Genomic DNA, 22,681 nt, shown 5'->3' on the forward strand with positions numbered 1-22,681 from the left:
CTCGCGTCCTGGAGCGAGCGAAGCCGCGCAGCGGTCACCCTCCCGTCTTTCAAACAGACACCCGAGTGAAACGTCGGCGCCTGTCGCGCATCGCGCTCACGGTGCCGATACATGCATACAGGCGCCTGCCCGCCAGCCCGCCAACGGACAGTCCGACCGTCGACGCGGAGCGGCCGCAAGCCCCTGGATTCACGGGCCTCTCCACGGGCTTTCATTGACGAGCCAGCGCCCCTGTTTACGTTTCTGAAGCCCCTGAGCGGGGGAAAGGAACGAGACGACATGGCTTTCACCGACACCCACGAAACTTCCCGGAACGGCGGCGGACGTCCGGCGCTGCACGGCGGCGGTGGGTGGCACCGCCTGGGCAACGCGCTCAAGACGACGGTGCTGCTCGCGGGCCTCACCGCGCTGGTGCTCGTCATCGGCCAGCGGCTGGGCGGCGCGCAGGGCCTCATGTTCGCCGGATTCTTCGCCGTGGTGATGAACTTCGGCTCGTACTGGTTCAGCGACAAGATCGCCCTGGCCATCCATGGCGCCCAGCCGCTGCCCTACGAGCAGGCCCCCTGGCTCCATCAGATGGTGGAGCGGCTGTCCGCCCGCGCGGGCATGCCCAAGCCGAAGGTCTACATCCTGCCCACGCGCGCGCCCAACGCGTTCGCCACCGGCCGCAGCCCCAAGCATGCCGCCGTCGCGGTGACGGCCGGCATCATGGAGATCCTCGACCAGCGCGAGCTGGAGGGCGTGCTCGCCCATGAAATCGGTCACGTGAGAAACCGCGACACGCTCATCGGCACGGTGGCGGCCACGCTCGCCGGTATCATCAGCTACGCGGCGCAGATGCTCTTCTGGTTCGGCGGCTCCATGCTCGGCCGGAGCGATGACGAGGAGGGCGGCGGTATCGCCGGCGCCTTCGCCAACCTGGGCCTGCTGCTGGTGGCGCCCATCGCCGCCACGCTGCTGCAGCTCGCCGTCAGCCGCTCGCGCGAGTACGGCGCGGACGCCACCGGCGCCGAGCTGAGCGGGGACCCCGATGCCCTCGCGGACGCCCTGCTCAAGATGGAGCGCGGCGCGGAGATGATGCCGTACGACAGGGCGCCGGCGACGTCGCACCTGTTCATCGTCAACCCGCTGCACAGGGGCGGCGTCATGGCGCTGTTCTCCACCCACCCGCCCATCCCCGAGCGGGTGCGCCGGCTGCGCGCCATGAGCGCCCGAGCGGGCGGCTCGCGCGCCCGAGGCCGCGGCGGCTGGGAGTACGCGTACTGACGGAACCGCCGAGCGCGGGAGCCCAGGACACCGGGCTCCCGCCGCGCTTCACCCCGGAGGACCGAACGCCGACTCCGGATCCTCCAGCAGCTCCTTCAACGTGTTCGCCAGCACGCCCGCGTGGAAGCCGTCGATGAAGCGGTGGTCGATGGACGCGTTGAGGCTCATCACCTTCCCCACCACCACCCGCCCCTGCTCCACCACCGCCACCTCGCGCACCGCGCCGGGCGCCAGGAACACCGCCGCCCGGGTGAAGGGCACCAGCGGCAGATAGGCCGCGTCCAGCCCCAGCGCCCCCACGTCCGTGACGATGGCCGCGCCGAACGCGTCCCGGGGCAGCCCGAAGCGGCTCAAGTCCACGTTGAGCGTCACCGCCAGGAACGACACCCACCGGGTGAAGCCCCGCATCAGCGGCCCAGGCATCCGCTCCACCCACCGCCAACCCCGCGAAGCCGCCGCCACGTCGCGCGGCCCCGCCTCCAGCTCCGCGACGATGTCCCGCAGGCCCTTGAGGTCCGCGTCCGCCACCCGCACCGCGCTCCACCGCGCCTCCCCACCCGAGGTGTCCCCCAGCAGCGCGGCCACCGTGGCGCGCTCGCGCAGGTAGAGCCGGTGGAAGCGCAGCACCGCGTTCGCGTCGGGACAGCGGCGCAGCGCCACCGCCAGGGCCTTGAGCACCAGGTGCGTCACCGTCAGCCGCGTCCCCGTGCCCCGCTGGAAGGCGGCCATGTAGGCCAGCGCCCGGTCCATCCGGACCGTGAGCGAGCCGTAGACCGTGGGGTCATACGGCGCCGCCCAACTGCCGAGGGCCAGCTTGCGGAAGCTGGAGATGCGCGGCTTGGGTCTCAGCTCCAGGTGCGCCATGTCAGGCGGGTCCTCGACGGGGAGATCGACGGCGGTGCAGCATCGCGGCTCACGACGGGGCGGGGAAGACCCCGACCGGCCGGACGCCCGGCTTCGTGGAGATTTCCAGCAGTCCCCCCCGCGCACGGACGAGGCAGGGAGGCGGTGAACCCCGCGCACGCCCCCAGCGCACCCTTGACGCGCCTGTGCTGGACGGTAGGCTGCCCCGCTTTTTGCAGATCCCTCCCGTGGAGGTCGTCCCGTGTCGTTCCTGGTCATCGCCCTGGCAGTCGGGCTCGCCATCTCGCTGTATTTCAACCTCTTCGGCGGCGCGAAGCAGGCCGCGCTCCCGTCGTCCTCCTCCGCCTCCACCAACGCGCCCCGCGTGGAGCTGGAGGCCGACCACAAGGCCGCGCGCGCTCGCGCCGAGGCGGAGCTGCAGCGCAAGCAGAAGGAGCTCGACGAACAGCGGGTCCAGCTGCAGGAGGTGAAGGAGCAGCTCAAGCAGACCAAGCGCAAGGTCTTCGAGCAGAAGGAGTCCGACAAGGGTTCCAATGACCTGGCCAAGGCCCGCGCCGAGGTGGAGCGCAACGCCTCCATCCAGCTGGAGCAGACCCGCCTGGAGCTGGCGCAGGTGCTCACCGAGAACCAGCGCCTGAAGGCCGAGTCCGAGGGCAAGGGCCGCCGCCGTGAGCCCCAGGCTCCCGCGCCCGTCGCCGCCCCCGCGCCGCAGATTTCCGCCCCCGCCAAGGAGGGTGAGTCCGTCGTCGCCGCCGCCGTGCCGGTGGTGCCCGCCGCCGAGGCCGCGCGCGAGGACCGCACGCCCCGCCGCGTCATCCGCGAGCTGAGCGAGGCGGACAAGGAGAAGATGGACCGGCTGGAGCAGGCGGCCAACAAGGACCGCCTCCGCGCCGTGGAGCTGGAGAAGGAAGTGCGCCGGGTCAAGGGCCGCGCGGAGACGCAGCAGCGCGTCTACACCGTGACGAAGCACGACCTGGACCTGATGAAGGACAAGTACAAGGCCCTGGAGAAGCGCCTGAACCGGACGCTGCTCGAGCGCGACCTCATGCGCCGCGCCATCAAGGACCTGGAGAAGAAGACGGGCATCCTCGCCGAGCGCACCGAGCTCACCCCCGAGGAGATGGCCGCCAGCGACCAGCGCACCGAGGAGACCTCGCGCGTGCGCGCCGAGTCCGAGGCCCAGGCCGCCGCCCAGCAGCAGGCCACCGAGGCCCCCGCCGCCACCGACTCGCACGCCGCCGACGGCGAGGCCAAGTCCGCGCAGCAGGCCTGAGCCCCACGCCGCGCCTGTCGAGCCCGAGGGGCTCGGCCTTCCGGGACATCCGTTCCGGTGGGCCGGGCCCTTCGTCGTTCACGGCCCCCGCGCGCGCCGAGGCGTCACTCGCACCCGTCCGTCGGGGGCGCGCCGTCGCCGGACTGCCGCGTCACCAGCCCCTCCTGGAGCTTGCCCATCAGCCGCTGCAGCTCCGTCACCTCCGAGGCGGGCAGGTATTCCCCCAGCTCTCCATCCAGCTCCCGCAGCGCGTCCACCAGGAAGGACAGCTCGCGCTCACCCGCGGCCGTCAACTCCAGCCGCACGCAGCGCCGGTCCTCTCCCGCGCGCCGCAGCACCAGCCCGTCCTCCTCCAACCGGTCCACCAGCCGGCTCGCGGCGGGCGCGTCCACCAGCAGCCGCTCCGCCAGCGCCGCCTGTCGCCGCGCGCCCTCGGAAATGCCCTTCAACGCCAACAGTTGATTGAACGGCCGGTTCGTCCGCGCACCCAGCTTCTCGGTGAGGTGGCGGCGGATGGCACGACGCAAGGAAGCGAGTTGCTCCGCGAAAGTCATCTGACTTCCGAAATAGTTGTCACCTACAACGGTTGTCAATTACATCGGCTCGGCGCATCTGGCCGCACGGGGGGAATCCAGTCGCACCTGTCGTCACCCTTGCCTACCCCCTTGGTATGTCCGCCCCCACCGTCATCCTCCTGGCGCTCGTCGCGACCTCGACGCCGCCCGAGTCGAGCCCTTCCGTCCCTCCGCCTCAGCCCTTCCAGACGAAGGTGGAGGACCCGATGCTGGCCCCCGTCCCACCCGCCCAGCAGCAGGTGCGTACCTGGGACGAGGCCCTGACGCTCGTCCGGGAGCGCTCCACCAACCTGCGCTCCGCCGAGGCGGGCGTGCAGCGCGCCGAGGGCCGCTGGCGTCAGGCCCTGGCGTCGCTCCTGCCCAACGCGAACGCCCGGGCGACGGCGGCCCACGACCTGCTCAACCCGGACACCGCCGTGGGTGTCTTCCCCTCCCCTGCGCTGGACGGCCGCACGCCCACCGCGCCCATCCTGGGCACGCTGACGGCGTCGCTGACGCAGTCGCTGGTGGACGTGGGCGCGTGGCGCAACCTCTCCTCCGCGTCCGCGGCCGAGCGGGGCGCGGTGGCGAGCCTCCAGGACACCCGGCGTCGCCTCACGCTGGGCCTCGCGCGCACGCTGGTGGCCACCGTGGCCGCCGAGCGCGCCGCGGAGCTCAACCGCGTGGGCCTGCTCCAGGCGCTGGAGCGCGCCGCGCTGACGACGCGCTCGTTCGACCTGGGCGCCAGCAACCAGCTGGACGTGGTGCGGGTGAACCAGGACGTGGCGCTGGCGCGCGGGTCGCTCGTGGCCGGTGACGAGCAGCTGCGGCGGGCGCGCGAGGCGCTCGGCATCGCGCTGGGCTTCGGCCACGCGGTGGGCGTGGACCCCTCCTTCAACCTCAACGGGCTGATGGAGGAGGCGCGCCAGGCGTGCACGCCGCTCCAGGACTTGGAGTCCCGTCCGGACCTGGTCGCCGCGAAGGCGCAGGTGGACTCCGCGCGCGACAGCCGGCGTCAGGCGTCCGCGGGCTACCTGCCCACGCTGGGCCTGGCCTCCAACCTGAACGGCGTGACGACGGACCCGGGCTTCGGCCGCTTCTCCACGTGGACCATCTCCGCCGTCATCGCCTTGCCCCTCTGGGAGGGTGGCCTGCGCGGGGGCCTGGTGCGCGAGCGCACGGGCATCGAGCGCCAGGCCGCCGAGACGCTGGAGGGCAACCGCCGCGACGTGTCCGTCGAGGTGGCGCAGGCCCGGCGCAGCGTCGAGGTGGCGGACGCGCTGGTGAAGACGGCGAGCGAGGCGCGCGAGCTGGCGGACCGGACGGACCGGCTGACGCGACGTTCCTTTGAAGTGGGCCGCGGCAGCAGCCTGGAGCTGGTGCAGAGCGGCGCGGCCCTGCGCCAGGCGGAGCTGGCCCTGGCGCTGCGTGAATTCGAGGCGGTCCAGGCGCGCCTGGACGCATTCTTGACGGAGGCCCGGTGCGACTGGTGAGACGGGTGCGCCCCCTGATGGCGCTGAAGATGACGGTGTGGAGCACGGCCCTGTTGATGGCGGCGGGGTGCTCGGGCAAGGTCGCGGCGCCCGCCGCGCCTCCGCCCCGCGAGGTGCAGGTGCTGACCTTGTCGCCCAGCGAGGTGCGGGACACGGGTGAGTACCTGGGCTCGCTGCTGTCGCGGCAGAACATCACCGTGCTGCCCCAGGTGGCCGGCTACGTGCGCCGCATCCACGTGAAGCCCGGCCAGAAGGTGGAGGCGGGAGCGACGCTCCTGGAGGTCGACTCGCGCACGGAGACGGCCGCGCTCGACAGCGCGCAGGCCCAGCAGAGCTCCGCGAACATCAACCGCGAGCTGGCCAGGCGCACCTTCGCGCGCACGGAGGCGCTCTACAAGGAGGGCCTCGCCAGCGCGCAGGAGCTGGAGCAGGGCCGCGCGCAATTGGAGGCCTCGGAGGCCGCGGCGCGCTCGGCGGCCGCGCAGGTGGCGCAGCGCCAGGTGCAGTTGCAGTTCCACGCCGTGCGCGCGCCCTTCGCGGGCACGGTGGGCGACGTGCTGGTGCGCCTGGGTGACTTCGTGGGCGCCACCACGCCCCTGACGACCATCGCCCAGGCGGACGTGCTGGAGGTCAGCGTGTCGCTGCCTTCGGAGCGGGCGCGCGCGCTCAAGCCGGACACGCAGCTGGAGGTCCTGGACGCGCAGGGCAAGGTGCTGCTCACCAGCCCCCTGTTCTTCGTCGCGCCGCAGGCGGACCCGCGCACGCAGCTGGTGGAGGTGAAGGCCGCGTTCCAGAACACGGTGGGGCTGCGCCCCAGCGAGCTGGTGCGCACGCGCATCGTCTACGCCAAGCGGGACGCGCTGCAGATTCCCGCGCTCGCGGTGGTGCGCCTGAGCGGCCAGCCCTTCGCCATGGTGGTGCAGGAGAAGGACGGCAAGACGGTGGTGGAGCGCCGCCCGATTACGTTGGGCGCGCTGGGTGAGATGGCCTACGTCATCGAGAACGGGCTGAAGCAGGGGGACCGCGTGGCGGTGTCCTCACTGCAGGCCCTGCGTGACGGGATGGCCGTGAAGGTGAAGTCCGCGGACAGCGCCCCGAGCACGGGCGCGGGCGCGGCGACGGCGGGCAGCCGCTGAAGCGCTGGATGGACCGGGCCTCGGACGGCACGCCGCGAGGCCCGGCCCCCACCATGATTTCGAGGGCTTGAACGCCGTGTTCGTCGACTTCTTCATCCGCAGACCCGTCTTCGCCATCGTCTGCTCCATCCTGCTGACGCTGGTGGGCTTGATTGCCATCCCCACCCTGCCCATCTCCCAGTACCCGGACCTGGCACCACCGCAGGTGACGGTGACGTCCACGTACGTGGGCGCCAGCGCCGAGGTGGTGGAGAGCGCCGTCACCATCCCCATCGAGCAGGAGCTCAATGGCGTGGAGGGCATGCGCTACATCACCTCCACCAGCGGCAACGACGGCACCAGTCAAATCACCGTCACCTTCGAGCCCACGCGCGACATCGAGGTCGCCGCCGTCGACGTGCAGAACCGCGTCAGCCGCGCCGCCTCGCGCCTGCCCTCTCAGGTGAACCAGACGGGCATCGTGGTCAACAAGGCCTCCAGCCAGATGCTGATGACGGTGGCCCTGTCCAGCCCGGACAACCGCTACGACGCGCAGTTCCTCTCCAACTACGCGGATGTGAATCTCAAGGACGCCATCAAGCGCGTGCGCGGCGTGGGCGACGTGCGCATCTTCGGCGAGCGCAAGTTCTCCATGCGCGTGTGGCTGGACCCCACGGAGCTGGCGCGCCGCAAGCTCACGCCCATGGACGTGACGCGGGCCCTTCAAGAACAGAACCTCCAGGTGGCCGCGGGCCAGGTGGGCCAGCCGCCGTCCACCGAGGAGCAGCCGTACCAGATTGCGGTGCGCGCGCGCGGCCGTCTGGTGGAGCCGGCGGAGTTCGGTGAAATCGTCCTGATGCGCGACCCGAGCGGCAAGGCGGTGCGCGTGAAGGACGTGGGCCGCGTGGAGCTGGGCGCGGAGAACTACGGCACCATCCTGCGCTTCAACGGCCGCGTGGGCGTGGGCATGGGCATCTTCCAGCTCCCCACCGCCAACGCCCTGGACGTGCGCGACGGCGTGTACCGGGAGCTGGACCGGCTGTCCGAGCAGTTCCCCCCGGGCATGGAGTACCTGACGGGCACGGACACCACGCTGGCGGTGCGCGCCTCCATCCACGAGGTGCTCCAGACGCTGGTGGAAGCCATCATCCTGGTCATCCTCGTCATCTTCCTGTTCCTGCACGGGTGGCGAAGCGTGCTCATCACCGCCTTCACCCTGCCCGTCTCGCTGGTGGGCACCTTCGCCTTCGTGCAGCTGTTGGGCTTCTCCATCAACACGCTCACCCTGTTCGGCCTCACGCTGGCCACGGGCCTCGTCGTCGACGACGCCATCGTCGTCATCGAGAACATCGAGCGACTGATGGCCGAGCGGGGGTTGTCACCCCGACAGGCGGCGCGCGAGGGCATGAAGGAGGTGTCCGGCGCCGTCATCGCCATCTCGGTGGTGCTGGTGGCGGTGTTCGTGCCGGTGGCGCTCTTCCCGGGCACCACGGGCGCCATCTACCGCCAGTTCGCGCTGACCATCGCCGCGTCGGTGGCGCTGTCCACCTTCTGCGCGCTGACGCTGACGCCCGCCCTGAGCGCGCGCATGCTCAAGCACCACCATGGTGAGAAGTGGGTGTTCTTCCGCTGGGTGGACAAGGTGCTGGACGCGACGAAGGCGACGTACGGCCGGGGCCTGCGCGCCATGCTCCGCCACCCGGTGCTGGTGCTCCTGGCGTTCCTCGCCTGCATCGGCGCCACGGTGGTGCTGTTCAAGGTGGCGCCCACGGGCTTCATCCCGGACGAGGACCAGGGCTACGTCATCATCTCCGTGCAGGGGCCGGAGGGCATGTCGCTGGCGCAGACGGAGAAGGTGCTGGTGCAGGTGGAGGAGATCCTCAAGGCGCAGCCTGAGGTGCGCGCGATGTTCGCCATCGGCGGCTTCTCCATGCAGGGCTCCGGCGCCAACATGGCGACCGTCTTCAGCAGCTTGAAGCCCTGGGAGGAGCGCCCCGGCAAGGACAGCACCGTGGCGGCGCTGGTGGAGCGGCTGCGCGGCCCGTTGAGCCGCATCGGCGGGGCGCGCGTGCTGCCCTTCCAGCCGCCGGCGATTCGCGGCGTGGGCAGCGTGGGCGGCTTCCAGTTCATCGTGGAGGACGTGGCGGGCTCGCGCACGCTGGACGAATTGGCCTCGGCCACGGACGACCTGGTGAACAAGGGCAACGAGGGCGGACAGCTTCGCGGCGTGTTCACCGCGTTCAACGCGAACACGCCGCTGTTGGACGTGGACGTGGACCGGCAGAAGGCCAAGGCGCTCGGGGTGCCCATCGAGCAGATCTTCGGGACGATGCAGGTCTACATGGGCAGCCAGTACGTCAACGACTTCAACTACGCCAACCGCACCTACCGCGTGTACACGCAGGCCGAGCAGCAGTTCCGCGACAGCCCGCAGGACATCGGCGCGTTCTACGTGCGCAGCGACAGCGGGGACATGATTCCGCTCGAGTCACTGGTGAAGGTGACGCCCACGGTGTCCGCGCAGGTCATCCGGCACTACAACCTGTTCCGCTCGGCGGAGATCAACGGCCAGCCCGCGCCGGGGGTGTCCTCCGGTCAGGCCATCGAGGCGATGGAGGCGCTGGCGGCGCAGAACCTGCCGCAGGGCATGGCGGCGGAGTGGACGGGCATCAGCCTGGAGCAGAAGGAGAGCGGCGGGCAGACGCTCATCATCTTCGGCCTGGGCATCCTGTTCGTGTTCCTGGTGCTGGCGGCGCAGTACGAGAGCTTCAGCCTGCCGTTCGTCATCATCCTGTCGGTGCCGCTGGCCATCATGGGCGCGGTCGCGTTGCAGCTGCTCCGGGGCTACGCCAACGACGTGTTCTGCCAGGTGGGTCTGGTGATGCTGGTGGGCCTGGCCAGCAAGAACGCGATTCTCATCGTGGAGTTCGCCGAGCAGCTGCGCGAGCAGGGCAAGAGCGCGCTGGACGCGGTGGTCGAGGCCGCCGAGGTGCGGCTGCGTCCCATCCTGATGACGTCGATTGCGTTCTTGCTGGGCGTGGTGCCGCTGATGCTGGCGCAGGGCGCGGGCGCGGCGGCGCGCAACTCGCTGGGCACCGCGGTGTTCGGCGGCATGCTGGTGTCCACCATCGTGAACCTCATCTTCATCCCGGGCCTCTACGTGCTGATGCAGAAGGTGCGCGGCGAGACGTCCCGGCGTGACGCGTCGGAGGACGAGCTGCCGGCGCCGGCCCACGCGCCCTGAAGGTTGGCGGTACGGGCCCGCCGGCCGGTGAGGGAGCGACCAGGCTCCTTCACCGCGCCGGCGGAGTCGTGTCCGGGGAGGTGAGGGTTCAGGTGCCTCGGGCGGACTGGATGAGCTCGGCGAGAATGGTGCGGTGACACACCGGCTCCAGGATGCAGTCCTTGGAGCAGAGGAGCGTCACGGTTTCGCCCGCGTCCACGCGCCGGGCCAGTGACGTGATGATTCCACGCTGGGACTGCATCTCTTCGAGATAGCGGGCGCGATAGGCGTCCAGGGTGATGGGCGTCTGGCCCTTTCCATAGAAGGCGTCGAAGAGGTCGGGGCTGGGGGCGAGCTCGCGGCGCCACTCGTCCCAGGTCTCCTTGGCCTTGGGGAGGCCGCGGGGCCTGTAGCGGCAGATGAGGACTCTCCAGCCGTCATCGGGCTCGCCAGGGACACACCAGCGACGGGTCTTGATGGGCATTCAGGGTCAACGCGGTGGCGCGCTTTCGGTATTCCGGAAGGACGGCACCGGACTTCTTACTGGACCGCGTGACTCACTCGCTGGGGGTGCGGTGCAAGTGCTTGGAAAAACTTGGATCAGTGGAGGTCATTCGGACGGCACGCGCCCTGCTATGGGGTAGAGCACGCAGCGAAGATGACGCAGCGGTGGGCGGGTCGGGCGGGGCAGCACGGGCGGCGGGTTGGTCGGGGCGGTACGCAGGACGGGGCGGTACGGGGCAGCACGGGTGGCGGGTTGGTCGGGGCAGCACGCAGGACGGGGCGGTACGGGGCAGTACGGGCGGCGGGTTGGTCGGGGCAGTTCGCAGGACGGGGCGGTACGGGGCAGGACGGGCGGCGGGTTGGTCGGGGTAGTTCGCAGGACGGGGCAGCACGCAGGACGGGGCAGCACGGGCGGCGGGTCGGACGGGGCAGCACGCAGGACGGGCAGCACGGGGCAGCACGGGTGGCGGGTCGGACGGGGCAGTACGGGCGGCGGGTCGGACGGGGCAGCACGCAGGACGGGGCAGTACGGGCGGCGGGTCGGACGGGGCAGTACGCAGGACGGGGCAGTACGGGCGGCGGGTCGGACGGGGCAGTACGCAGGACGGGGCAGTGCGGGCGGCGGGTCGGACGGGGTAGCACGCGGGACGGGGCAGTACGGGCGGCGGGTCGGACGGGGCAGTACGCAGGACGGGGCAGTACGGGCGGCGGGTCGGACGGGGCAGTACGGGCGGCGGGTCGGACGGGGCAGCACGCAGCACGAGCAGCACGCGGTACGGGGTAGTTCGGGGCGGTACGGGCGGCGGGTTGGATGGGCGTGTCGCAGCGAGCGAGGCGGGAGACCGCTTCAACAAGGTGAGACGGCTCGGGCGTGAAGGATGGGCGGTGGGAGCCGGTCCTCGGCGGAAGCGTAACTTCGCGAGGACCGGTTCGCCTTCATCCACGCGGCGACGTCAGAACACCGAGAGGCCCGTGAGCGTCGTGAATCGATCCAGGGCTTCCACGCCCGCGACCGAGTTCCCGTGGGCATCCAGCCCGGGGCTCCACACACACAACCCACAGCGATTCGGGATGACGGCGATGATGCCGCCACCGACACCACTCTTGCACGGCAGACCCACGCGATAGGCGAACTCGCCCGCGGCGTCGTAGGTGCCGCAGGTGAGCATCACCGCGTTGACCTGCTTGGCCTGACTGCGCGTGAGCAGCCGCCTCCCCGAGGCGCCCTGCCCATGTCGCGCCAGGAATCCACAAGCACGCGCCAGGTCCGCGCAGCTCATCCGCAGCGAGCACTGCCAGAAGTAGTGCTCGAGCACTCGGGGCACCGGGTTCTCGATGTTCCCGTAGCTCGCCATGAAGTGCGCCAGCGCGGAGTTTCGATGGCCATGCTCGGCCTCGGACGCGGCGACGACCGGGTCGAAGTCCACCGAGGCATTTCCGCTCTCCTCGCGCAGGAACTCCCGCAGCAGACCGCGTGAGTCCCCGGTGAGACTGAGCAGCCGGTCCGTGACGACCAGTGCTCCCGCGTTGATGAACGGATTGCGGGGCACACCCTGCTCGTACTCGAGCTGAACCAGGGAGTTGAACGGATTGCCCGAGGGCTCCTTCCCCACCCTGCGCCACAGCGCGTCCCCGTCTCTCGCGAGCGTCAGCGCCAACGCGAAGACCTTCGAGATGCTCTGCACCGAGAAGGGCGTGCGCCAATCGCCCACGCCGAAGACCTGACCATCGAGCGTGGCCAGCGCCATGCCGAACCGCGACGGGTCCACTGCGGCCAGCGCGGGGATGTAGTTGGCCACACGGCCCTGCCCCACCACCGGCAGGACGGCCGTCATCACCTCGTCGAGAATCGCCTGAAAGTCGTCCATCGCGCGCCCACCTGCCTGGGCGCCAGGATAGCCGCGCGAGCCCGCCCTCCGTGCAGGTTTCCCAGGACACACCGCAGCAAGGAACCGGCACGAGACACGGCCTGTCCCGAGGCCCTTCATGCGCACGCCCTGCCGGCAGCGCGAAGAGAGGCTCTCTTCGCAGCAGCAAGCATCTTGGGCTGCCGAACCCCATCGCGCAGCGCCCTGAGCGGATACGGCCGACACCAGGCGCGACGAGGAGGCGACCTGTCCCCGCGTCAGCGCGCGTCGTGGAAGATGATGCCCACCGTGTGCCGGTGACCGGAGCGGATGCGGCTGACACCGTGACGCATGTTGACGCGGTAGACGCCGCGAGTGCCCTGCACGGGGCGATGGTGGACCGGGAAGATGACGCCATCCCCCTGCCGCAGCGGCACGACCTCCACGCGAGACTGCATGCGGGGACGCTGCTCTGTGAGCACCAGCTCGCCACCAGCGAAGTCGCGCCCCGGCTCGGACAAGAGGATGGCCACCTGGAGCGGGAAGACCTCGTCGCCGTAGAGGTCCTGGTGCAGGCAGTTGTAGTCCCCTTCTCCGTACTGGAGCAGCAGCGGCGTCGGCCGGAGTTGCTCCGCCGCGTGACACCGCTGGAGATAAGCGGCGTGGGTCTCGGGGTATCGCGCGTCGATGCGCAGCGCCTCGTTCCACCGATTCGCGATGGACGCGAGCCCGGGATAGAGCGAGGTCCGCAGTCGAGCCACGAGCTCAGGGAGCGGATAGGCGAAGTACTTGTACTCCCCTCGCCCGAAGCCATGGCGAGCCATGACGACCCGACTGCGAAACGGTGCATCCGCCGGATAGAGCGCCGACAAGGCGCCGCACTCCTCGGGCGTGAGCAAGCCGCTCAGGGTGGCGCACCCGCGCGCATCCAGCTCCGCGCCGAGCCCGGTCCAGTCGAGCGCCTCCAGCTTCGTCTCCACCGACACGGCGCTGCGCATCGGCCGCGCACGAAGGGCTCGGGCACTCACGACGCCCCTCTCAGCTGGACTCCCGACAACCCCACCCTGCTTCTCCGCATGTGCCCACTCCCGTTCGTCACCGAGGCATGAAGCTCGCGCTCGGACACGGTTCAGGAATGACGCACGTGATGATGCAAGGCGACCCGGTTGTTGCGGTCAACCACCGCGCGCGGAGGCGAACCGGGCCCGCCCCCGCACGCGAGCACCCCGCCTGGATTCAGCGCGGCGTCACCTTCAGCAGCTTGCCGTTCGAGTCGTCGGTGAGCAGGTACAGCGCGCCCTCCGGGCCCTGGACGACCTCGCGGATGCGGGCCTTCTGGTCCATCAGCAAGCGCTCCTCACCCACCACGCGGTCGTTCTCGAGCACCAGTCGCACGAGGGCCGTGCTGGACAAGCCACCGATGAAGAAGTTGCCCTTCCACTCGGGGAACAGCTCACCGGAGTAGATGGTCATGCCCGAGGGCGAGATCACCGGGTCCCAGTAGTACACCGGCTGCTCCATGCCCGGGCCCTGCGTCGTCTTGTGGATGGGCTCGCCGGAGTACTCCTCGCCGTAGCCGATGGTGGGCCAGCCGTAGTCCTTGCCGCGCTCGATGAGGTTGAGCTCGTCACCACCGCGAGGCCCCATCTCCACCTCCCAGAGGCGTCCCTTGCTGTCGAGCGCCGCCGACAGGATGTTGCGGTGCCCCAGCGTCCAGATCTCCGGCCGCGCGTCCTTCTGCCCCACGAAGGGGTTGTCCTTCGGGATGGAGCCGTCCGGGTTGATGCGGACAATCTTGCCGAAGTCGCTCTTGAGGTCGCGAGCCTGGACGCGGCCCTCCATGATGGAGCGCTCGCCCAGCGTGACGAACAGCTTCCCATCCGGCGTGAAGACGAGTCGGCCACCCGCGTGCAGCGTGGACTCCAGCGTCGGCTCCATGCGGAAGATGACCTTCACGCCCTCGACCTTGGGCTTGGGTCCATCCACCAGCTTCGCGCGCGCCACCGCGAGGCCGTTGCCGCCCTTCCGGGGCTCGTAATAGGTCCAGTAGATGAGGCCACTGGTGCCGTAGTCCGGCCCCACCTCGACGTCGAGCAGACCGCCCTGGTTGCGACCATCCACTTTGGGAAGGCCCGCGATGGCCGGCGACTTCTTGCCCTCGGGCGTGACGATGAAGAGCTTCCCCGTCGGCTTCTCCGTGACGAGCATCCGCTTGTCCGGCAGGAACGCGATGGCCCAGGGCTTGTTGAAGCCGGAGGCGACCTCGGTGACCTGCAGGGCCGTGCGCGTGTTGACGGCGGGCGCGCGCGTCTGACCGGGGAAGGCCGGCTTGAATTCGGGGACGTTGGGCGGGGCCTGCTCGACGGGAGCGCCCGTCGGGTTGGGGCCCTGCCGAGGATCCGTCTGCTGACTGCCCTTTGCCTGCCCGGGGGCCAGGTTGCCGCCCTGGTCCGCGGGTTTGCCCGCGGGCTGTGCGTGCGAGGTCCCCGCGAGGGTCAGCAGGGAAGTACAAGCCAGGGACGCCAACAGGGAACGCATGAGCACACTCCTCCAGGTGGGACGAACGACGCGCAGCAAACACGAAGTGCCGCGAGCCTCGTGCGAAAAGGATGTGGGGATGTCGGACGGCGGACGCAAGCCGCCTCAATCCAGGGGCATCTCCTCGCGAATCCAGCGGGTCACCGAGTCATGGCGAGGCGCCCAGCCCAGCTCGCGCCGCGCGCGCTTCCCGCGCACCCGGCTGTTGGAGCCGAACGAGTAGCGAGCGTGGCCCTCGCCCCACTCGCGTGACGCCTCCTCCACGGACCAGGACCGCACCGGGCCCAGCTTCAGCCGCGCCGCGATGGCCTCGCCAATCTCCGCGTAGGACGCCTCGCCGTTCTCCACGAAGTAGAACGCCCCCGACGGGGCCTTCTCCAGCGCCAGCGCGTAGAGCGCCGTGACGTCGTCGATGTGGACGTTGGACCAGCGGTTGACGCCCTTGCCGACGACGCGCACCACGCCGCTCTTGCGAGCCTGCGCCACCAGCGGAGGAATCTGCACGCTGTCGCGGCTCAGGCCCTTCCCCGTGCCGTAGATCATCGTGTTGCACAGCACGATGCCCCGAGCCCCCGGCGCCGCGAGGACGCTGTTGTCGAGCGCATGCCGCGCCTGCTTTTCGGGCTCGACGATGAACGGCGTGTCCTCGTCGAACACGTTGGGTGACAGCGCGTCGCCCTTCACGTCGTCGCCGATGACGCTGGAGCCGCTGGTGTGCAGCAGCGGCTTGCCCGAGCCCTTCACGCCTTCAATCAGGGCCCGGATGGCCTTCTCGTGGTCACTGCTCGCCGCGTTGATGACACCGTCCGCGCGCCGGGCCTCGGCCGTGAGCACCGCGACGTTGTCCAGGTCCCCCAGGACGGGCTCGACGCCGAGCGCCGCCAGCTTCCGGGCCTTGGCCTCATCGCGCACCAGTCCCCGAATCGAATGGCCCCGGGACTTGAGGTCCACGGCCAGCGAGCCGCCAATGAAGCCGGTGGCGCCAGTGATGAAGAGGTTCATCGTGAGGTCTCCAGGAAAGGAAGGGCCTCACTGTGCCGCGCCTGGAGCGGAGAGGCTCGGATTGATGCACGGGCCGGGCACGCCCCGGCCAGCAATGAACATCCCGACTGGGGCAGGTGGCCTGCGTCGAACAACGGCGCGACTCAGGGCGTGGGTGGAGGCTTCGGCGGCGTCCAGTCCAGCACCGACCCACAGCTCTTGCAGAAGCGCGCGTCCAGGTCGTGTCCCTGGTTGCCACAGCCGGGGCACGCCTGGGTGTCCACGGGGCCACGGGCGGCGGCGGCCAGCTCCACGGAGACGATGCCCGTGGGCACCGCGAGGATGCCGTAGCCCATGATCATCAACACCGACGCGATGAACTGCCCCGGAATCGTCTTCGGCGTGATGTCACCGAAGCCCACGGTCGTCATCGTCACCACGGCCCAGTACATGGCGCGGGGGATGCTGTCGAAGCCATGGGCCTCGCCCTCGACCAGGTACATGACGGAGCCCATGATGACGACCACTGTCAGGACGAAGCCGAGGAAGACGGTGATCTTCCCCCGGCTCGCGCGCAGCGCCGTCATGAGGATCTCCGCCTGTCCCAACAGGTGCCCCAGCTTCAGCACGCGGAAGACGCGCAGCAGGCGCAGCACGCGGACGACGAGCAACGTCTGGGCGCCCGGGAACAGCACGCTCAGGAACGAGGGCAGGATGGCCAGCAGGTCCACGAGGCCAAAGAAGCTGCGCGCATAATCCAGCGGACGGCGGACGGCGACGAGCCGCAGCACATACTCCGTGGCGAAGATGGCGGTGAAGGCCCACTCCGCGATGGAGAGCGCGGTGCCATGGCGCTCCCGCACCGGGGCGACACTCTCCAGCATCACCGCGATGACGCTGAACAGGATGGCCCACATCAGGGCCACGTCGAACGCCTTCCCCGCCGGTGTATCGGCCTCGAAGATGATGGTGTGGAGACGGGCGCGGAAGCCGCCCACGGGGCTCTGCTCGGAAGACCTGGACACGCAGGGCAGTCTAGACGCGGCGGCGCTCGATTCGAGAAACCTTGCGTCCCGACGTCACAACCGCCCTGCCCCCTTGGCGGAATGCGCCGGCTTCCGAGCGCGGCGGGTGCGCTTCACCTCATCCGCCCGGCACACGCGCACGCCCAGGAAGCGCTGGAGCTGGTCCAACGCCAGGTCATGGTCCCCGTCGCTCTCCGCCGCGCAGCAGTCGCTCAGCACGGTGATGTCGTACTCGTGCATGTGCGCGTCATGCGCGCTGAAGAAGACGCACAGGTTCGTGGCCATCCCCGCCATCAGCAGCTTCTTCGTCCCCAGGTGCTCCAACAACGGAACCAGTGACGTCGCGAAGAACGCCGAGTGCTTCGGCTTGAGGACGAAGTAGTCCCTCGGCTCGGGCTTCAACGCCCGCGCCACCGGCCGTCCTCGAATCCCCTTGCGCGTGCAGTGCCGATAGACGTCCCGGAAGTTGCTGCGCCAGTGGTTGAAGTTGTCGTTGACGTAGATGACCGGCACCCCCGCCGAGCGCATCCGCCGGGCCAGCGGCCCCAGCCGCTCCACCATGCGCAGCGCCCAGGGCAGCACCTTCTCCCCGCCCGGGAACTCCAGGTCATTGATGACGTCGATGATGAGCAGCGCCGTGTCCGAGCGTCGCTCCTTCGTCGCGCGCGCCTTCCCGCCGGACCGTGCCCCTGACTTCGCCACGTGCACCTCCTGGCGGCCAAGCTAGGCACTCCCCCCGCACGCCGGCATCTTTCGTCCAGAACCGTGCACCCCGCCCCCAACACGAGAGGTCGCCTTCCCCCTGAGAAGACGGCCCCTCGCGGGCCTACGGTCACGCGCGCATCGAGCGCGCGAACCCGCTCGGGGAACACCCGGCGTGACGCGAGAACGCGACGCTGAAGGCGCTTGCCGACTGGTAGCCGATCCTCTCGGCGAGCTCGGCAAGGGGCGTGTGCTCGCGAAGCAGGACGTCCTTGGCGATCGCGATGCGCCACTCGAGCAGGTACTCCATCGGCGGCATGCCCACCGTTCTCGCGAATCGCTCGGCGAACACCGCGCGCGACATGCCGGCGACACGTCCGAGCTCCGCGACGGTCCACCGGTGCGCGACGTCGGCGTGCATCTTCCGAAGGGCACGCGCAAGGTCAGGGTCAGCGAGGCCAGCGAGCAAGCCCGTCTCCCGCCCCGCCGCTTCCGCGGGTCGAAGGCGCAGCGCCTCGACGAGCAGCACCTCGACGAGCCGCTCGAGGATCAGCGCACGCCCCGTTCGACGGGTCGCCGCCTCGTCTGCGATGAGCTCGACGAGCCGCCGCAGACGCACGGCACCAGGATCATCGCGGCGGATGAGGATCATCACGGGCAGGAACTTCTCGAGGAGACTCGCGTTCGCGCGGTCCACGAGGAAGTAGCCGCCGAGCTGGCGCATCGTCGGGCGGCCCGTGGGCGTACCGTGCCGTAGCTCGTTGCCGTCCGCCGCGGTGATGAGCCTCGGCTTCAGCCCCTGGGCGCTCGACATCGTGAAGCCCGGCGTCGAAGGCAGGAGCACGAAGTCGCCCTCCTCGAGCTGCACCCCGTCGACGCCGTCGACATCAAGGAAGCATGTTCCTTCCAGCATGATGCAGAAGCCGGGCTCGTTGTGCGCCGGGTACCGCACACTCCACTGCCCCGCGCCGCTGATGACCTTGGGCAAGACTGTCTGCGGACGGAGCAGGGAGATGACAGCCGCGAGCGGGTCGGAGGATTCGTGCGTGGGCGGCGGCATGTCGGACGCTGGCGAACGTTTTGCCATTTCGACATCATACATCGTCTTCACTCCTCAGCACGAGTTCGGTGATCTCCGGCGGAACGCCGAGCCGCATGGGTGGCCCTGAGTGGCCCGTGCCTCGGCTGACGTAGACGAGCGTGTCTCCCACCCTGCGAAGCCCATCGACGACGGGCTGGCCCGCCCGAAGCAGCCAACGCAGTGGCCAGAACTGGCCTCCGTGCGTGTGCCCGGAGAGCTGCAGGTCGACGCCGTGCCGCACAGCCTCCTGAACGGCCTTCGGCTGGTGCGCCATGAGGATGAGCACCTTGCTGCGGTCGCGGCCCTCGACGGCTCGCGCGAGATCGGGGCCATGGCCGACGTCGAAGTGCGCCGCCTCGTAGTCATCAATACCCGCGAGGTGGAGGACCTGTCCGGCGCGCTCGAGGGCGACGTGCTCATTGCGTAGGACTCGGACGCCGAGCTTGCCAAGATGCTCACACCACTCGGGCGCATCCGCGTGGTACTCGTGGTTCCCGGTGACGAAGAACGTGCCGTAGGTCGAGGTGAGCGCGCCAAGCGGCGCGATGTCGGCCGCGATGTCTGCGACGCGGCCGTCCACCAGGTCGCCCGTGATGAGCACGGCGTCGGGCGCGAGGGCGTTCACTTGCGAGACGACCTCCTCGAGGAACGCGCGCCCGAGCGTCTGGCCGATGTGCAGGTCCGAGAGCTGGACGAGGCGCAGCCGATCGAACTCTCGCGGCAGCTTGCGCAGGGGGATTTCCACGCGTTCGACACGCACCCTGCGGGCTTCATGCGCGGCCAACGCAGCCGCGCCGAGGCCCATCACCAGGACGACAGCCGCGCTCGACGCTCGGGACGTCGTGATGGGCAGCACCTCCATCACGGCCAACCCCATCGCGAGGAGCATGGAGGTGCCGAGCCAGAGGTAGATGGGCTCGAGCCACCAGACCGACCATCGATAGGGCACGAGCCGACTCGCGATCACGCCGAGCGGAACGCTCGCCGCGAGGAACACGAGGAGCGCCTTCAGTCCGAACGCCGTCGTCGGCCCGAAGCCCACGTCGCGCACGAGCCGCGCCCAGAGGTAGTAGTGGATCCCGCCGACGATGGCGACGCCGGCGGGGAGGTACACGACGAGCGGAAGAAGGCGTCCCATGATGTCATCCGACCAGGCGCGGGAAGTCGCTGGGGACGGCGATGGTCTTGGTCTCAAGGTACTCCTCGAAGCCCTCGACGCCGTTCTCCCTGCCCAGCCCCGACTGCTTGTAGCCGCCGAAGGGTGCGTTCGGAGAGAAGAAGAAGGCGCCGTTGACGTTCATCGAGCCCGTGCGGATGCGACGGGCCACTCGCATCGCGCGCGACGGCGACGCCGAGATGACCGAACCCGAGAGCCCGTAGATGGAGTCGTTCGCGATGCGGACCGCGTCGTCGTCGTCATCGAACGGGATGACGACGAGCACCGGGCCGAAGATCTCCTCCTGCGCGATCGTCATCGAGTTGTCGACGTCGGCGAACAGGGTCGGCTCGACGAAGTAGCCCTTGCTGAGGTGCTTCGGCGTGCCGCCGCCCACCACGAGGCGAGCGCCCTCGGCCTTGCCTTTCTCGATGTAGGCGAGCACGCGCTCGCGCTGCCCCGCGCTGATCATCGGGCCCATGATGTTCTTCACGTCGGCCGGGTCACCGTAGGGAACGTCGCGGTAGATCTGCTCGAGGATCGCGATGGCCTCGTCGTAACGGGAGCGCGGGACGAGCAAGCGCGTGTTCAGCACGCAGCCCTGGCCCGCGTTGGCGCAGACGAAGGCCGCGCCCGTCAGCGCCTCTGGGAACTTCGCGTCGTCGAGGACGATCATCGCCGACTTGCCGCCCAGCTCGAGCAGCGTGCGCTTGATGGTCTTCGACGCGCTCTCCATCACGCGACGTCCCGTGGCCGTCGAGCCCGTGAAGGAGATGACGTCGACGCGCGGGTCGGACGTGAGCATCGAGCCGAGCGAGCCGCTCCCCGTCGACGTCAGCACGTTGAAGGCTCCCGGAGGCAGGTCCGGGCACTGGGCCGCGACGCGACCGAGCATGGTCGCCGCCCACGGCGTATTCTGGGCCGCCTTCAGGACCACCGTGCAGCCCGCGGCCAGCGCGGGGATGCTCTTCTGCATGTTGGTCTGCACCGGCGCGTTCCACGGCGTGATGGCCACCACCACTCCGGCGGCCTCCTTGCACACCAGGCGACGCGCGGGGCCGCCGATGGGCGAGCCAAGGTCCTCGAGCTCGCGCTCGAAGTCGTAGGCCTCGAGGAGCTTCAGCGAGTAGTCGATGTCCGCCACCGGGCTGTCGAGCATCGGACCATGCGTGAACGCGAGGGGGCACCCGCTCTCCGCGACGACCTGACGCCGCCACTCCTCGCTGACCGCCTTGAGGCCATCACGCAATTGCGTCAGTGCGCGGATGCGCCTCGCGGTGTTGGTCGACCAGTCCGACTCGTCGAAGCAGCGGCGGGCAGCGGCGATGGCGCGGTCGCCATCCGCGACGGAGGCGGCGGCTACGACGCCGACGATCTCCTCCGTCGCCGGGTTGATGACGTCGTAGGTGGCGCCGCCCTCGGCCTCGACGAGGGTGCCGTTGATGAAGAGACGATGTTCCGCGTTGAGCTGTGACATGGTGTTCTCTCCTGGGTGTTGAGGTTGAAGTGGGTGCCGACGTCAGGCGACCTTGATGAGCGACGCCGACTTCGCGAGCGCGACGGCGTCTGGCCCGGCTGGAAAATGGAGCGTCCCGGTCTCATCGTTGGCCGCGCGCCAGATGGCCTCGGCCACATCGGACGCCGTCGTCGTGAGCCCCGGCTGCGCGAAGGCCGCGAAGATGGGCTGCGCGAACGCCTCGTAGGACTTGGGGATCAACCCCTGCATGCGCGTGGTGCCGTTCGCGGTGAAGCGCGTGCCCGGGCCGTAGCCAGGCTCGACGAGCTTCACCTTCACGTTGAAGGCGCCCAACTCGTGGGCGAGCGAGGCGGTGAAGCCCTCGACGGCGAGCTTGCTGGCCGTGTACACGGCGGCGAGCGGCATCGGCGCGAGCGTCACGCTCGAGGTCACGTTCACGATCACGCCCGCCCGGCGCTCGCGGAACCGAGGCACCGCGGCCTGGAGCACCGCCATGACGCCGAAGGTGTTGGTCTCGAAGACCTCGCGAATCGTCGACATGGGGGTGGCCTCGAACGCGCCGACGACGCCGATGCCGGCGTTGTTGACCAGCACGTCGATGGGCCCCGCCTGCTCGAGGGCTGCTGCGATGGTCTCGGGCTTCGTCACGTCCAACGCCAGGACGCGGAGCCGGTCGGACTTCGGCAGCTCGCCGAGCCGAGGGGTGCGCATCGTCGCGATGACATTCCAGCCCTGGTCGTGGAAGTAGCGGGCCGTCGCCTCCCCGTAGCCAGACGAGCAGCCGGTGATGAGAACAGTCTTGAGGGTCTTCGTGGTGTTCATGGAAATCTCCTTCGGTGGTTGGGGTTGGGGGTTTGGGGTTTGGGGTTCACTTCAGCCGCGCACGGAGCCGCCCACTGGGACGACATCCCGGTACTGCGCGGCGTCAGTCACGAGCGGCGCGAGCCTCGCGATCAGCGCCTGCGCCGACGCGCTCGCGAACGCCTCGGCGTGGGCCTCCTTCGAAGTCCAGCCCTCGGTGACGTCAATGACGTCGGGCTCGCTCGACGAGCGCCCCACGAGATAGACGAGGCAGTTCTCGTTGCTCGTCGGCGCTCCCGCGAGCAGTGCATCGATCAGCGCGTCGGCCCGCCCCGGACGAGCTCGCATCGTCGCATGGAAGCCGTGGGTCGCCTTCAGTCTTGCCTGGGGCATCACTTATCTCCTGGGTGAGCGTCGGAGCCGTCAGGGCCTCCGCGTTGTCCACACCCTCTCAATAAGCCCTCCTCCACAAGACGATCCATAACGCGGCGTCTGAATCTTTTTCGAGATCGTCTTGTGCGTCGGAACCCGAGCAGTACGCCAAGGCGCACCAGCGCCGCTGGGGCACGTCGTTTCGAGCGCTGGCAGCCCGCTCCCGCGCCAGCGGCTCGGCGCAGGCCGTCCTGGGCCGCTACAAGCGGCGCAGCGAGGATGGGCACTTGCTGGCCGTGCCCCTGGCTGGAACTGCTGCGCCAACTGCTCGCGCGAGGGGTGAGGGTTGTGCGGATGGCTGGATAGAATCCACTCCATCCGCACAAGAGTCCCCTGGGCGTCGCCCTTC

General features: G+C 69.7%; 19 protein-coding genes. 5 read left to right on the plus strand and 14 right to left on the minus strand.

Annotated elements, in window-relative coordinates:
- The first annotated feature begins 279 nt into the window (after positions 1–279).
- Positions 280–1,266 carry a zinc metalloprotease HtpX gene (locus AC6JA9_RS29520; protein ID WP_223745602.1) on the plus strand — a complete coding sequence of 329 codons (987 nt, stop codon included), beginning with the start codon at positions 280–282 and terminating at the stop codon, positions 1,264–1,266.
- A gap of 48 nt (positions 1,267–1,314) precedes the next feature.
- Here AC6JA9_RS29520 and AC6JA9_RS29525 read toward each other — a convergent pair whose 3' ends face one another.
- Complete coding sequence (locus tag AC6JA9_RS29525; RefSeq protein ID WP_497958190.1) at positions 1,315–2,130, minus strand: 2-oxo acid dehydrogenase subunit E2; 816 nt, start codon at positions 2,128–2,130, stop codon at positions 1,315–1,317.
- 241 nt (positions 2,131–2,371) lie between these two features.
- Between AC6JA9_RS29525 and AC6JA9_RS29530 the strand changes: the two genes are divergently transcribed.
- Positions 2,372–3,403: a coiled-coil domain-containing protein gene (locus AC6JA9_RS29530; RefSeq protein WP_223745600.1), complete on the plus strand. Its 1,032-nt coding sequence runs from the start codon at positions 2,372–2,374 to the stop codon at positions 3,401–3,403.
- Between the two features lie 104 nt (positions 3,404–3,507).
- Here the strand turns inward: AC6JA9_RS29530 and AC6JA9_RS29535 are convergent, their stop codons facing one another.
- Positions 3,508–3,930, minus strand: a complete 423-nt coding sequence (locus AC6JA9_RS29535) for a MarR family winged helix-turn-helix transcriptional regulator (RefSeq protein ID WP_267700192.1) — start codon at positions 3,928–3,930, stop codon at positions 3,508–3,510.
- Between the two features lie 143 nt (positions 3,931–4,073).
- Between AC6JA9_RS29535 and AC6JA9_RS29540 the strand changes: the two genes are divergently transcribed.
- The 3 genes from AC6JA9_RS29540 to AC6JA9_RS29550 all read left to right on the plus strand — a co-directional run bounded on the left by AC6JA9_RS29540 (position 4,074) and on the right by AC6JA9_RS29550 (position 9,809).
- Positions 4,074–5,450, plus strand: a complete 1,377-nt coding sequence (locus tag AC6JA9_RS29540; protein ID WP_497958191.1) for a TolC family protein — start codon at positions 4,074–4,076, stop codon at positions 5,448–5,450.
- A complete protein-coding gene (locus AC6JA9_RS29545; RefSeq protein WP_497960777.1) occupies positions 5,447–6,586 on the plus strand; it encodes an efflux RND transporter periplasmic adaptor subunit in 1,140 nt (379 codons plus the stop codon). The genes AC6JA9_RS29540 and AC6JA9_RS29545 overlap by 4 nt, the downstream gene beginning before the upstream one ends.
- A 76-nt stretch (positions 6,587–6,662) precedes the next feature.
- Entirely contained in the window at positions 6,663–9,809 is a 3,147-nt protein-coding gene (locus tag AC6JA9_RS29550) for an efflux RND transporter permease subunit (RefSeq protein ID WP_223784133.1), read from the plus strand.
- A gap of 88 nt (positions 9,810–9,897) precedes the next feature.
- Here the strand turns inward: AC6JA9_RS29550 and AC6JA9_RS29555 are convergent, their stop codons facing one another.
- The 12 genes from AC6JA9_RS29555 to AC6JA9_RS29610 all read right to left on the minus strand — a co-directional run bounded on the left by AC6JA9_RS29555 (position 9,898) and on the right by AC6JA9_RS29610 (position 22,293).
- Positions 9,898–10,272 (minus strand): DUF488 domain-containing protein, encoded by a 375-nt coding sequence (locus AC6JA9_RS29555; protein ID WP_223784041.1) that lies wholly within the window; start codon positions 10,270–10,272, stop codon positions 9,898–9,900.
- 973 nt (positions 10,273–11,245) lie between these two features.
- The gene (locus tag AC6JA9_RS29560; RefSeq protein ID WP_223745598.1) at positions 11,246–12,160 is read right to left on the minus strand and encodes a glutaminase; all 915 of its coding nucleotides are present in this window, start codon (positions 12,158–12,160) and stop codon (positions 11,246–11,248) included.
- A 257-nt stretch (positions 12,161–12,417) separates the two neighbouring features.
- Positions 12,418–13,137, minus strand: a complete 720-nt coding sequence (locus AC6JA9_RS29565; protein WP_223745862.1) for a 2OG-Fe(II) oxygenase — start codon at positions 13,135–13,137, stop codon at positions 12,418–12,420.
- Between the two features lie 238 nt (positions 13,138–13,375).
- Positions 13,376–14,677 carry a PQQ-dependent sugar dehydrogenase gene (locus AC6JA9_RS29570; protein ID WP_497958192.1) on the minus strand — a complete coding sequence of 434 codons (1,302 nt, stop codon included), beginning with the start codon at positions 14,675–14,677 and terminating at the stop codon, positions 13,376–13,378.
- 105 nt (positions 14,678–14,782) lie between these two features.
- A complete protein-coding gene (locus AC6JA9_RS29575) occupies positions 14,783–15,679 on the minus strand; it encodes an NAD-dependent epimerase/dehydratase family protein (RefSeq protein WP_408889761.1) in 897 nt (298 codons plus the stop codon).
- Positions 15,680–15,822: 143 nt separating this feature from the next.
- Positions 15,823–16,683, minus strand: a complete 861-nt coding sequence (locus AC6JA9_RS29580; protein ID WP_223745595.1) for an ion transporter — start codon at positions 16,681–16,683, stop codon at positions 15,823–15,825.
- Positions 16,684–16,737: 54 nt separating this feature from the next.
- On the minus strand, positions 16,738–17,385 hold the full coding sequence (locus AC6JA9_RS29585) for a cysteine hydrolase family protein (protein ID WP_223745594.1): 648 nt from the start codon (positions 17,383–17,385) through the stop codon (positions 16,738–16,740).
- Between the two features lie 130 nt (positions 17,386–17,515).
- On the minus strand, positions 17,516–18,487 hold the full coding sequence (locus AC6JA9_RS29590; protein ID WP_267700189.1) for an AraC family transcriptional regulator: 972 nt from the start codon (positions 18,485–18,487) through the stop codon (positions 17,516–17,518).
- On the minus strand, positions 18,480–19,604 hold the full coding sequence (locus AC6JA9_RS29595; protein WP_497958193.1) for a metallophosphoesterase: 1,125 nt from the start codon (positions 19,602–19,604) through the stop codon (positions 18,480–18,482). Before AC6JA9_RS29595 ends, AC6JA9_RS29590 begins: the two co-directional genes overlap by 8 nt.
- A 4-nt stretch (positions 19,605–19,608) precedes the next feature.
- The gene (locus tag AC6JA9_RS29600) at positions 19,609–21,099 is read right to left on the minus strand and encodes an aldehyde dehydrogenase family protein (RefSeq protein ID WP_497958194.1); all 1,491 of its coding nucleotides are present in this window, start codon (positions 21,097–21,099) and stop codon (positions 19,609–19,611) included.
- A 42-nt stretch (positions 21,100–21,141) separates the two neighbouring features.
- On the minus strand, positions 21,142–21,921 hold the full coding sequence (locus AC6JA9_RS29605) for an SDR family oxidoreductase (protein ID WP_497958195.1): 780 nt from the start codon (positions 21,919–21,921) through the stop codon (positions 21,142–21,144).
- Between the two features lie 51 nt (positions 21,922–21,972).
- Positions 21,973–22,293, minus strand: a complete 321-nt coding sequence (locus AC6JA9_RS29610) for a putative quinol monooxygenase (RefSeq protein ID WP_223745861.1) — start codon at positions 22,291–22,293, stop codon at positions 21,973–21,975.
- Positions 22,294–22,681: the final 388 nt, after the last annotated feature.

The sequence above is a fragment of the Myxococcus sp. MH1 genome, assembly GCF_059738865.1.